9 protein-coding genes are annotated in these 12,600 nt (G+C 43.7%); 6 read left to right on the forward strand and 3 right to left on the reverse strand.

The window, feature by feature from the left end:
- Nucleotides 1–8: 8 nt before the first annotated feature.
- Nucleotides 9–1,583: an FAD-dependent oxidoreductase gene (locus tag BMZ54_RS13645; protein ID WP_089912282.1), complete on the forward strand. Its 1,575-nt coding sequence runs from the start codon at nt 9–11 to the stop codon at nt 1,581–1,583.
- A gap of 78 nt (nt 1,584–1,661) precedes the next feature.
- On the opposite strand, the gene BMZ54_RS13650 is transcribed toward BMZ54_RS13645, so the two are convergent.
- From BMZ54_RS13650 to BMZ54_RS13660, 3 genes are read right to left on the reverse strand one after another with little or no spacing between them, the layout of a single operon-like run.
- Nucleotides 1,662–2,156, reverse strand: a complete 495-nt coding sequence (locus BMZ54_RS13650) for a cupin domain-containing protein (protein WP_143081011.1) — start codon at nt 2,154–2,156, stop codon at nt 1,662–1,664.
- A 30-nt stretch (nt 2,157–2,186) separates the two neighbouring features.
- Nucleotides 2,187–3,152: an alpha/beta fold hydrolase gene (locus BMZ54_RS13655; protein ID WP_089912287.1), complete on the reverse strand. Its 966-nt coding sequence runs from the start codon at nt 3,150–3,152 to the stop codon at nt 2,187–2,189.
- Nucleotides 3,153–3,212: 60 nt separating this feature from the next.
- Nucleotides 3,213–4,001: an alpha/beta hydrolase gene (locus tag BMZ54_RS13660; RefSeq protein WP_202909241.1), complete on the reverse strand. Its 789-nt coding sequence runs from the start codon at nt 3,999–4,001 to the stop codon at nt 3,213–3,215.
- Between the two features lie 216 nt (nt 4,002–4,217).
- Here BMZ54_RS13660 and BMZ54_RS13665 point away from each other — a divergent pair, with 216 nt between their 5' ends.
- The 5 genes from BMZ54_RS13665 to BMZ54_RS13685 all read left to right on the forward strand — a co-directional run bounded on the left by BMZ54_RS13665 (nt 4,218) and on the right by BMZ54_RS13685 (nt 12,504).
- Nucleotides 4,218–6,449, forward strand: coding sequence for a histidine kinase dimerization/phosphoacceptor domain -containing protein (locus BMZ54_RS13665; RefSeq protein WP_089912290.1), 2,232 nt, complete (start codon nt 4,218–4,220; stop codon nt 6,447–6,449).
- A gap of 46 nt (nt 6,450–6,495) precedes the next feature.
- Nucleotides 6,496–8,439 carry a sigma 54-interacting response regulator gene (locus tag BMZ54_RS13670; RefSeq protein ID WP_089912293.1) on the forward strand — a complete coding sequence of 648 codons (1,944 nt, stop codon included), beginning with the start codon at nt 6,496–6,498 and terminating at the stop codon, nt 8,437–8,439.
- A 58-nt stretch (nt 8,440–8,497) separates the two neighbouring features.
- Nucleotides 8,498–9,436 carry a hypothetical protein gene (locus BMZ54_RS13675; RefSeq protein WP_143081012.1) on the forward strand — a complete coding sequence of 313 codons (939 nt, stop codon included), beginning with the start codon at nt 8,498–8,500 and terminating at the stop codon, nt 9,434–9,436.
- A 172-nt stretch (nt 9,437–9,608) separates the two neighbouring features.
- Nucleotides 9,609–9,971, forward strand: a complete 363-nt coding sequence (locus BMZ54_RS13680; protein WP_089912299.1) for a VOC family protein — start codon at nt 9,609–9,611, stop codon at nt 9,969–9,971.
- A 127-nt stretch (nt 9,972–10,098) separates the two neighbouring features.
- Complete coding sequence (locus tag BMZ54_RS13685) at nt 10,099–12,504, forward strand: ABC transporter permease (RefSeq protein WP_089914130.1); 2,406 nt, start codon at nt 10,099–10,101, stop codon at nt 12,502–12,504.
- Nucleotides 12,505–12,600 lie beyond the last annotated feature (96 nt).

The raw sequence follows: 12,600 nt of genomic DNA on the forward strand, positions 1-12,600 counted from the left end.
ATTTAAAAATGAAAAGAAAATATATAATCATGGCTATCCTGATGCTTTACGCATTAGGGAGCCATGCTTCCGGTGAACCCACGGTGATAGTGTATGGAGCTACACCGGGGGGCATATCAGCTGCAGTGGCGGCTGCACGGCAGGGCGCCAAAGTTATTCTGATTGAGCAAACCCGTCATGTGGGAGGTATGAATACCAGCGGGATCGGTACCGCCGAAACTGAACACATGATCGAGGAAACCATTTCGGGCATTCCATTGGAGGTTTATACCCGCATTGGCAAATCTTACGGAAGCAATAAACCCGCCTTTTATTTCGAATCGCATGTGGCCGAAAAAATATTCCTGGATATGCTTGGCGAACAGCATATATCCATCATCTACCAGGCCTACGTAGATAAGGTGAATAAAAAAGAGAACGCTATTCAAAGTATTGTATTGTCAAACGGAAAAACAATCCGTGGCGATGTATTTATCGATGCAACCTATGAAGGCGATCTAATGGCAAGAGCGGGGGTATCTTATACTTATGGGCGCGAAAGCAGATCTCAATACAATGAATCGCTTGCCGGGATCCGTCTTTTAGATAAACCGATCGACGTTTCGCCGTATGATGACAACGGACATTTACTGCCCGGATTTGTAGAGGCAAAAAACTTAACCAACGGCGAAGCCAATAAAAGGATTATCAATTACAATTTCCGGGTAATGATGTCTACCAACGCTGACAGGGTACCCTTCCCGGCGCCCCTGCATTATGATCCGAACCGCTTCATTACGCTTAAACGGCTGTTGACCGCTCAGCCCAATATGAAGCTGACAGATATCATTGATATCTATTCCTGGAACTATCCACCAGGAAAGTATGAAACCAATAACAAACAAAATGCAGTGATCTCATTAGGGCTTTTTGGTGGTAATACCGGGTATCCGGATGCAGACTACCAAAAAAGAAAACAGATCTACCAGGACCACAAGGATTGGACCCTGGGTTTACTTTATTTTTTGCAGCATGACCCATCCGTACCCAAACCATTGCGTGATGAGGTGAACCACTACGGCCTGGCCCCGGATGAATTTAAAGACAATCATAATTTCCCCTATTATTTATATGTGCGGGAGGCCCGGCGCATGATTGGCAGCTACCTACAAACCCAGCGGGATATTTTTGATGAGCCAAAGAAACCTGACGCTATTGCTTTGGGATCACATTTTGTAGATTGCCATCATGTGCAAAAGGTAGCTATCTCCAAAACGCAATACATTAATGAAGGCCGTATCTGGGTTAAAGTTGAACAGCCGTATGAACTTTCCTACCGTATTATTACGCCCAAACAAAATGAATGTACAAATTTACTGGTACCCGTTTGCGCTTCAGCTTCTCATGTCGGCTTTTGTTCTATCAGGGTTGAAGTTACCTGGATGCAGCTTGGCCAGGCCGCAGGTGTTGCCGCAACAATGGCAGCTAAAAATAAAAAGCCGGTACAGGAAATAGATGTAAAGCGGTTGCAGGAGACTTTAAAAGAAGCGGGCGTGCTGCTTAACCGCGATGAGCAGCATTGGATCAATAACGACAAATCCTGATGTTAGACAGGCTTTATTGCAGGCACATAAAACCCGCGGCTATCGCGGGTTTTATTATTTATACAACTTTTCAACTCATTACTTCGGCTTTCCAGGATCATCTGCAGGGTTTACATACGTTACTCCTGAAGGACCGTATCCTGTTATCTGAACTATAACGGCTTCGCTCCTCGTCATTGCAAAATGGTTCTGATCCGGAATTTCGGAGTAAATACTTCCAACAGGCAGCTTTTTCAATTTACCAGCATCAAATACGTCGCCGTATCCAAAATACCAGGTTCCTGCTACCACAGTACACATCCTGTCATCCGGGTGCAGGTGGGCCGGAATTTTTGTGTTTGCCGCCACCTTTAACAAAATAGTGTAAAGCCCAAGTTTGGAAGGATCGCCATGAATAACGATGACCTGTACAGCGCTTAAGTTGGAAGAACCCGGAGCAGATACTCCGGCTGCTTTTGTATTGATAATTTCCTGCTGCGTCATTCTCAGCTGCCCGCTGGCGTCAGACTGTGCGTTTGCCGAAGTAACAAACAGCAATAACAGGAATAACATGCTTAATTTAATGGTGTGCATAAATTTCATTTGTTATTGATTACTGAAAACTCATTCTTTTGCGAGCAAAAATCCAAGCAGATCCTGTTGTACCTGCGGGGTATTTTCCTGCACGATCCAATGCCCTGCTCCTTTAATGATGGATGATGTTACATGCTCCGCAACCAGCCTGCAATGCTCCGGCAAAAAGGCGCTTGCGTATTCGCCGGCCATTGCTAGCAAAGGCATTTTTAACTTATGCTTCATGAACTCCTTGTTATCCAAAGCATCATCGTTAAAAGCGGCAAACCAATGAAAAGCGCCGTATGTTGATCTTGGGGTGCGGTAAGCACGTATAAACTCATCCGTTTCTTCTTTAGTAAATGCATTTTGTACATGTCCTACAACCGGCCAAAAACCTATTAGAAACTCTTTTTCCTTACCGGCAACAACCTCCGCGGATGCAGGCAGGGCAAAAAAGCCGAACCACCATGCCTTTGCTCTTACTTCGCTCCAAACAGGTTCCACGCCGGGCAGCAATGCATCCAGCAGCGCCACTTTTTTCACCTCGTTACTGTACTGCGCAGCATATGCATAGGCTACCATCAAACCAATATCATGCCCCACTACATCTATGTTGCTGTAACCAAGCTGCTTTACAAGCCCATGCAGATCCTGTGCTAATTGTTTTTTTGTATAACCGCTATCCGGCTTACCGCTTTCACCAAGGCCCGGCAGGTCAGGTGCAATAACTGTAAAATGTTTGGAGAGCTCCGGCAATAAACGGTTCCACATATACCAGTTTTGCCCGAATCCATGGATCAGCAATAATGGCTCACCTGAACCACCTATAACATAGTGTATGCCGGTACCATTAATATTGACCGTTGCGCTTTTAAAGTTGGCCGGTGGCTGCGCAGGCTGCAACGTTGCTGTAATGGTATCTGTATTAACAGGGCCGGCGGCTTTGAGATCCGGCTGGGGGTTATTACAGGCCGCAAACAGAAGGCCGGCAACAAGAACGATTGTTAATTTCATAGCAGAAAATTTTATGTATTTATTTAAATTTGGTTCCGTTATGGGGTTTGTTCACTATCACTACTTTGCCTGCTTCTCTATCCATTCAAGAATATAATCAGCATCCTGCTTCCAGGTTGATTGGCCCAGAACAAAGTGATTGCGCCCTTCAAACTCCTTGTAATCGGTAACAGAATTACTGTGCCTGTACTTTCTGTAATTGGCGTAGTTGAGCGAAGCAGGTATGGTATGATCAGCGCTGCCTGAAGTAAGCAGCAAAGGGGCATGCGGGTTTTCAAATTTTATTCTTGCAGCCTTTGTTATGGTGTCTCTCACAATAAGCTTTGATTCCGGTATAGCAAATTTGTAGTAGGCCTCTTTTTGTTCATCAGGGCTCATTCCATTGGTGAATGCATATTGCCACTGCTTAAAGGACATTAAGAATGTTCTTTGGGCTGAGGTAAAAAAGCCAAGCGGCCCCCAGCCAGCTTTTAAAAATGATAGTTTAAAAGTAAAGATGCCCTGTGGCGGAACGGAGTGAATGGCAATCCCCAAAGCACCCAGCCCCTCCTGTAATAAAAGCTGAACGATGAGCCCTCCTATTGAATGGCCGATCAATATGGGTTTTTCCGGCAATGCTTTTACCATGGAAGCATAATGGTCAATTAATGCCGGTAACCTGATGGAGGCTATCTCTGGGTTAGGATGACTATTACGCAAAGCTTCAGGAGATGCATTTTTATGAGGCCATGCCGGGGCAATGGTTTGGTAACCCTTCTGCCCGTAATAGCGCCGCCACTCATCCCAGCAATTGTTGCCTACAAAAGCGCCCGTAATAAAAACTATTGTTTTTGGAGGAATATTTTGCACGATCTATTTTTTGGTTAATAATTGTTTACCAACACCAAACAAAGTGCCACCAACCTAAATGAGTATCAATCAGATACTTGATGAAAATGAAGTAGAAAACCACCGCGAAATATCGCGGTCCTAAAACAATACCACGAAATAGAACGGCATTAATTGTATCTTTAAAAGGATAGCAAAAGCAACGTATATTTAGCTCCCCAAAAACATCCCGGGCACATGCGAAGGCAAATTAAATATGTGTTTATGCTGGCGGTACTGATCTATTCTGCGGTTGCTGCGCAGCAACCAGATCACAGCGCCGATGGTTTGCTATTGCAATTAAAAAAAAGTAAAGAAGACACCGTAAGCGTAAACCTGCTTTTGCAATTAAGCGAACACTATTTTAAGAAAGCATCCGGCGGCACAAAATATCTTGATAGCGCGCTGGTATATGAACATGCTGCCGAACAGCTTAGTAAAAAGCTGAATTATCCCAAAGGCATTGGAAATAGTTACGAACAGCTCTCCAAGATCCTTCATGTACAAAATAATACGGCCCAGGCCAGGCAATTTGCGGATAAGGCTATAGAGATCTTTAAGGCACACAACTTCTTTTTAGAGCTGGGTTATGCTTATTATGACCTCTCAGGCTACTATTCAATAAATAATGCTGATGAACTAACAGAAAGGATCCGCATAGTAGAGGAGCTTTCTTTCCCTGCATTTCAAAAGTCCGGCAGCACCTTAAAAGAAGCTGATATCCTGAAAGAGCTGGGCGACCTGGTGCAGCTAACGGGGAATTATTCAAAAGCCTTATCTGTGCTGCATCGTTCCCTTCAGTTATACCAATCAATTAAGCATCCCAATCTTGAAGATATTTGTGACCTTTTAGGCACTGTTTACAGCGTTACCGGGAATAATGAACAAGCTTTAAAATATGGATTGCTTGCCGTAAAAGCTGCAGCATCCATTAATGACACCACTATTCAACTGGCCACCATTTTCAACCGCATAGGCTCAACCTATAGCCGTATGAAAAAATATAATGCTGCCTATGATTATTTTCAAAAAGCGTTATATGTGGCGAAAAAATATAACAGCACTGAAACCATTGTTTTACTAAGCTCTAAGATCTCAAGAACGCTTATCGCATTAAACAAACCACAGGAAGCGCTGGAAATTTTGCAGGAGGCGCAACAAAAATACCCGTCAAAGGATATTTATTCACAGCTATATCTCACCGCAAGTTTTTTGATCACTTATAAAGAATTAAGGCAATACCAGCAAGCTCAAAAATATTGCGATCAGCTCTTAGCTATTTCCAAAAGGCTCGATAAATATGAGCCGGACCAGAGTGAGGCCCAATACCCGGTGACAGAATTTTACCTGGCAACGCATCAATATGAGCTTGCCCGTAAACATCTTGCCGGAACAGACACTTTTTACAAAGCCATTCAAAGCCCTTTAGAATTAAACCACAATCATTATTTATGGTTTAAGCTGGATTCCATACAAGGCAATTACCTTGGCGCCATTACCCATTACCAGCTCTATAAAATGTTAAGTGATTCTTTATTAAATGAAACTACCAGCAATCACATCGAACAGCTGCAGATAGCGTTTGAAACCCAGAAGAAAGACCAGGATATTAAGATGCTTGAAAATGCAAGCAAGCTGCAGCAAAATAAGCTATCACAGGCCAATCAAACCCGCAACTGGGTTATTGGTGCTGTGATACTGCTGCTTATTATCATAGGCCTGCAGGCCAATAATTCATGGATCAGGCAGCAGGCTAATAAAAAACTGAAAGCTCAGCAAAAGGAGATCGAAAAGAAGAACCTGGCGCTTCAACACCTGGTTACAGAAAAAGAATGGCTCATAAAGGAGATCCATCACCGGGTAAAGAACAATTTTCATACGGTATCAGGCCTGCTGGCAACACAATCACAATATCTCAAAACAGATGAAGCTATTGAGGCTGTAAGTGAAAGCCATCACCGGATCCAGGCCATGTCGCTCATTCATCAAAAGCTGTATCAGTCAGAGAATTTATCCGCCATCTATATGCCGGATTATGTATATGAGCTGGCAGATTACCTGCGGGATAGCTTTAATATCCGCAAGTCGGTTCAATTCAATTTACAGATCGAGCCCATCGCATTAAATCTTTCACATTCCATTCCGCTTGGGCTCATTCTGAATGAAGCTATTACCAATTCAATTAAATATGCTTTTCCGGGTAATAAGAACGGCACGATCAATATTTCATTAAAGTATAAATCTGAGCGCAATTTATTATTAACTATCAGCGATGATGGAGTGGGGCTGCGGCAGGATCCCGCTACCCCAGTTCCTCAGTCAATGGGCATGAAGCTTATGTACGGATTGAGCGAGGATATAGACGGAAAATTCAGCATCAGCGGTTACAATGGAACCGCAATAAGCCTGGAATTTATTTATGATGGCTGACAAAGACCTTTGCTATCATAAATAAGACTAAAAACATTTATTCCATATGAAAGAGAAAATATTAATTGTTGAAGATCAGTTTGTGGAAGCTGATTATCTCAGGCTGATGCTTACGCAGGCAGGTTATATTATTACCGGCATTGCACGGTCGGTTTCACAGGCGGAGCAGCTCATAAAAAGTGAAAAGCCCGATTTTGTGCTGGTAGATATCTTTTTAAAAGGTAAGCAAACAGGGATTGACCTGGCCAAACAGCTCTCTGCTGATAATATTCCGTTTGTTTATTTGTCGGCCAATTCAGATGAGGAGGTACTGAATGCAGCCAAAACCACTGAACCTTATGGCTTTTTGGTAAAGCCTTTCAGGGAAAAAGATCTGCTTGTTGCGCTTGAAATTGCACACTACCGCCACAAACACAACCAGGAATCGAAATGGCGCAGTGAAAAACAGCTGACAAAAGATCTGTATACTATTGAGAAAGAAGAAGGGAACTGGAATACAAAAGTTATTGAAACGGCTAAAGTGCTTCAAAAGCACCTGCCATTCGATTGTGTGGACGTGAAATTCAAACCCCTGGAAAGCAGGCATTACAGTGGTTTTGCTTTTATGCGGGCCGGGTTTAGTGAATACCAGACCATTGACCTTAACAGCCTCTCAAATATGTCAGGAAGGCCCATGGAAGAAATTAAAGACCTGCTTGAGCATAACTCCATTGACAATACAGCAAAGTGGTATAACGGTGATGATTTTAAAAAGTTATTTCCCGTTCATCCCATGAAAGCGTTGTTTGCAAAAGTGTTTGGTTTTTCTTCCAATATTGTTTTGCCGTTCATAACTTCCGACAGCTATATGTTCTCGCTTAGCTTCTTCCGCCGCCTGGAAGAAGGTTATAATGCAGAACATCTTGACCTGCTTTTCCGGCTGCAACAACCCTTGATCGCTGTTATGAACAGTATTTCCGCTAATGAAAAAAGATCCGCATTATCCATACACCATGAGCTTACCAGCATTCCCCATCGTAAGGCACCTGATCCCAATCCGGATTTTGGAACTATTATCGGGAAAAGCCCTGCGCTGTTGAATGTAATGGATCTGATAGAGCAGGTAGCCTATTCAGATACTTCTGTTCTATTGCTTGGGGAAAGCGGTACCGGGAAAGAAAAAATTGCCGATGCTATTCATAATTTATCTCCCAGGAAAAACAAGTCCTTTATAAAAGTGAATTGTGCCGCATTGCCTCCCACCTTAATTGAATCTGAACTATTTGGCCATGAGAAAGGGGCCTTTACCGGTGCGAATGATAAACGTATCGGCAAGTTTGAAAAAGCTGACCATGGGACTATTTTACTGGATGAAATTGGAGAAATGCCCCTTGAACTGCAGGTAAAATTACTAAGGGTATTGCAGGAAAAAGAAATAGAAAGAATAGGCGGCAGGGATACCCTGAAAATCAACGTAAGAATTATTGCAGCAACGAATAAAAACCTGGAAAAAGAAGTTGCAGAAGGGCGTTTCCGGCTTGACCTGTATTATCGTTTAAATGTTTTCCCCGTCCGGCTCCCGCCCTTGCGTGAACGTAAAGAAGACATTCCTGCGCTGGCCTATCACTTCATGAATTATTACAATCACAAATCCGGGAAAAAGATCAGTGGTATTTCAGACAACGTTTTAAAAAGCATGATGGCTTATCACTGGCCCGGCAATATCCGTGAACTTGAACATCTGGTAGAAAGAAGTATTTTGCTTGCCAGGGGCAGCCTGATAGAAGAAATTCAACTACCGGCTATTCCAAAAACATCAGCAGCAGGCATTGAAAGCTCGTACATAAAGACCATTCATGAGAATGAGCGGGATTACATTATTTCAATCCTGAAAAAATGTAATGGAAGGATCTGGGGTGCTGGAGCGGCCGCTGAAATTCTAAATATTCCCCCTTCTACATTAAAATCAAAGATGAAAAAGCTGGGAATTAAAAAGGAGTTCATTCCATAACAATATAGATGAGCTGCTGCCGGCAATTACTTTTTAATCAATATGCTTATATTTGTTTTTGGCAGTTGAAAAAAAGCTAAAAGTTCTGAACGGCCGCAAGCGCATGAAACAGCTATCCCTTACATTGATCGCCTTATTTTTATTATCCAGCCTGGCCTCATTTTCCCAATCCAGCCTTCAACTGGGCGCATCAGGCGTTTTCTCAAAAACGAAAGGTTATGGAGCAGAGATCGTTGGCAATGCTCAGGTGGCAAAAAACCTTTCCATCGGCTTAGGCATCAAACCCATGAAATTTGAGGAACACAGTAAATTATACATACCCGTTTTTGCCACGCTAAAATATTATTACCCGCTATCAAAATGGAGGCTTTATGCCAGTGTGGACCCTGGTTATGGCATTTACCCCATGGAATATCTTTCGGGCGAATTTTATAATATTCGCAGGAATGGCGCAATATATCTATCCGGCGGTTTTGGTATCATGGGGGCTTCTGCATTAGCGCCTTACGCGTCCATTCATTTTACAAAATTCGGGTTTACGGAGCATATCGGGCTTTCTTCGCAATACAGGCCTATCAGTACTTTAACCTTTACTGCCGGAATAGCGCTGAATAAGCTGGCTTCAAAAAATGTATTTGACCGAAGCACCCCTTCCCCTTTGCGCAGCCAGGACTACTATGAAAAAAGAAGTAAAAACCAGAAAACGGCTGCCTGGATTATATTGGGGAGCGGCGTTGCACTATTTGCCGGAGGTATCATTGTTGCCTCCCAACACAATGACGATGGAGCTGAAGCAGCGGTCCCACTTGTTTTCATGAGCGGCACCGGTATTGTTACCTCTCTTGTAAGCATCCCCTTTTTTATCTCTGCGGGTAGTAATAAAAGGAAAGCAATGCATCTTTCTTCCCGTTTCGAAATGCAGAAAAGCCCTGTTAAAATGCAAGCGGGGGTATTGAGCAATTCCAATCCGGCGCTGGCGGTAAGATTAGATTTTTAAATACGGCCGGCCCATTATGATCATCCGCCACACCGGAATATTACTGAGCTATGTGGAAGCGCTGGCAGGATGAAGGACTTTTTTCGTTTATGCGTGCCCATGCTGATTTTGTCGTTTTTTTCCAAACAGGCAATAATAGCCGTTTTATACCTTTGCAAAAAGCATACAATCTATGGCAGACACTTCCAAAAGCAAATTGAAACATGAGCAGGTACAGTATGTTGAGTTCCTGTCAAAAGACATTAGCCGCGCCAAAGAATTTTATACAAAGAGCTTTGGCTGGAAGTTTACCGATTACGGGCCCGACTATACGGCATTTGAGGGTACATATGTAGATGGCGGATTCACTTCCGGAAAACCGGTAAAAGGTACTGTTTTAGTTATCCTCTATTCAAACGATATTGAAGCTACCCGACAGAAGATCGTTGCGGCAGGCGGCACCATAGTAAAAGACATCTTTAATTTCCCCGGCGGCAGGCGTTTTCACTTCACAGATCCGGATGGTTATGAGCTGGCGGTTTGGTCTTTGGAGTAAGTCCGGCAGCGTACACCGCATGTCCGTAATCGGACAGCCTGGCGCAAGCAATGTTTCACAAAACATTAAAAAACAACAAATTATCCTTTGGCATAGGCATTGACGCGAAAAGGCATTTTCAATGCCTATGTTTAAGAACTACTTTAAGATCGCCCTCCGCAATCTTGCCCGCAATAAAGTATATGCTTTCATTAATATCGCGGGGCTGGCCATTGGCCTTGCCTGCGCGATGCTGATCCTGCTCTATGTAAAAGATGAGGTTAGCTTTGACCGTTTTCATCATAACGGCCCTAATCTTTACCGGATTGCGCTAAAATCAGTTCATCACGGCTCTGAATACCAGGATGGCAATACCGGCCTTTTACAAGGGCCCCGGTTTACACAAAATGTTACAGGCATTAAATCATTCGTACGCATTCAAAGCGGCAGCAGGGATTTTAAGAAAGGCACGGAAGTGGAAAGCAGGGACCTGCTTTATGTAGATTCAAACTTCCTGTCGGTATTTACATTTCGTTTAACCGATGGCGATGCAAAAAATTGTTTAAGGCAGCCCCATTCAGTGGTGCTTACCAGGGATGAGGCGAAAAAACAGTTTGGCACTACAGCGGCTGTTGGCAAATTCCTCCTGCTCAGGGAAGACAGCCTGTTTGTGCCTTATAAGGTGACTGCCGTAACCGATAACTGCCCGCAAAACTCATCTATCCAATACAAGATACTGCTACCCTTTAAGGAGAACGAAGCAGATGCAAAGAACAATGATAACTGGTTTAGCTTTTTCCTTAACACATTTGTGCTGCTGGATGACCATGCGAATCCGCAAACAGTATCGGCCCAGATGCAACGGTTCTATGAAAAGGATGCAGCGGAGGTTTTTAAAGCCATCAACATTAAATACGGCACCAGTGAAAGTGAAGATGCCCAAATGGGCACCTACTTCCTGCAACCCTTCCGCGAAATGCATATGAGTACAACGCTGCCGGCCCAGAACGGATTGCAGAACGCCAGCAACCCGATGTATGCCTACATTCTTTCCGGAATAGCCTTGTTTGTGCTGCTCATTGCGTGTATTAACTTTGTGAACCTGACGGTGGCCCGTTCTGTAAGGCGCGCCAAAGAAATAGGCATCCGTAAAGTGGTGGGGAGTGAGCGGCGGCAGCTTGTGATCCAGTTCCTGGGAGAGTCTTTCTTGTTATGCGCGATTGCCTTTATCCTGGCCATACTGCTGGCACAGATAATACTGCCGTTCTTCAATGAGCTGTCGAATAAAAAGCTTGCGATCGTTTACTTACTTGATGCCAAACTTATTGCTGGTTATATTGCATTGTTCCTGCTAACCGGCCTGCTGGCTGGCTTTTATCCTGCCCTGGTATTATCCGGTTACAAACCGGTTGAAACGCTTTATAGCAGATTTAACCTGAAAGGTAAAAGCTACCTGCAAAAATCGCTGGTGGTTTTACAGTTCACCCTTGCTTCCTTTTTAATCATTGCCACTTTTACGATCTATTCCCAATTCAATTACCTGACAAAAACAGACCTGGGTTATGACGACAGCAATATTGTGATGGTCAATAAGGATAACCTGGCGCACCAACGGGCAGCCATCTTTAAGGCGGAGCTGCTCAAATATCCGGATATTGAGTATGTTGCTCCTAAAAATAGCGGTTCGTGGATGACGGGTGCAAAGCTGGATAATGATTCTTCCATCAGCTTTGCATGGGAGACCGTGGATGAATCCTATCTTCAAACCTTAAAGATCCCCTTGCTGCAGGGCAGGAATTTTTCTGCTGATTTCCCGTCTGATTCCGTTAATTCAGTGCTGGTCAATGAAACATTTGTAAAGAAAGCGGGATGGAAAAACCCGGTTGGCAGATCCGTCATTTTTAACTACCAAAATAATAAGGTTTACCAGGTCATTGGCGTGGTAAAAGATCATCATTTTGCTGCGCTCAATCAGAAGATAGCTCCGCAGCTGTTCACCATGAAGAATTCCAACCCATACGGGACTTTTTATATTAAGATCAGGCCCAACACGGCTGCAAGAAGCCTGGAATATATCCAAAAAATATTCAAGCAGTTCTTTCCTTTAAGCCCCTACAGTTATGTATTTAAAAATGAGCAGAACCTGAGAAGCTACGAATCGGAAGCCCGGTGGAAACAAATAATTTTGTTTGGGGCCGTGCTTACGATCTTTATCTCCTGCATTGGTTTGTTCGGCCTCTCTGTTCTATCTGCACAAAAGCGCACCAAAGAGATCGGCATAAGAAAGGTATTGGGAGCTTCTGTTCAAAGCATAGCTGCCGCCCTTTCTAAAGACTTTATAAAGCTGGTTATGATCGCGCTGATCATTGCTATGCCCCTGGCCTGGCTGGCAGCGGGTAAATGGCTGGAAAGCTATCCCTACCGGATCACCTTGAGCTGGCCTATTTTTGTTTCAGCGGCGGTCCTGGTGGTAATGATAGCGCTTTGTACAGTGAGCTTCCAGGCAATTAAGGCGGCCTTTGCCAACCCGGTAAAAAGCTTAAGGACGGAATAAATAATTTCTTTCTCTTTGATAGGCCTGGATATTGGTCATAAATCTACCCATTTATGGGTATTGATTATCAGCAGCTATTGTTCTAACTTTAGTTAC

The organism is Chitinophaga rupis, from assembly GCF_900109685.1.
Classification (GTDB): Bacteria; Bacteroidota; Bacteroidia; order Chitinophagales; family Chitinophagaceae; genus Chitinophaga; species Chitinophaga rupis.

Coding starts and splice junctions, on each gene's coding strand:
- BMZ54_RS13645 (WP_089912282.1), top strand. CDS start 9: ATGAAAAGAAAATATATAATCATGGCTATCCTGATGCTTTACGCATTA.
- BMZ54_RS13650 (WP_143081011.1), bottom strand. CDS start 2,156: ATGCACACCATTAAATTAAGCATGTTATTCCTGTTATTGCTGTTTGTT.
- BMZ54_RS13655 (WP_089912287.1), bottom strand. CDS start 3,152: ATGAAATTAACAATCGTTCTTGTTGCCGGCCTTCTGTTTGCGGCCTGT.
- BMZ54_RS13665 (WP_089912290.1), top strand. CDS start 4,218: ATGCGAAGGCAAATTAAATATGTGTTTATGCTGGCGGTACTGATCTAT.
- BMZ54_RS13670 (WP_089912293.1), top strand. CDS start 6,496: ATGAAAGAGAAAATATTAATTGTTGAAGATCAGTTTGTGGAAGCTGAT.
- BMZ54_RS13680 (WP_089912299.1), top strand. CDS start 9,609: ATGGCAGACACTTCCAAAAGCAAATTGAAACATGAGCAGGTACAGTAT.
- BMZ54_RS13685 (WP_089914130.1), top strand. CDS start 10,099: ATGTTTAAGAACTACTTTAAGATCGCCCTCCGCAATCTTGCCCGCAAT.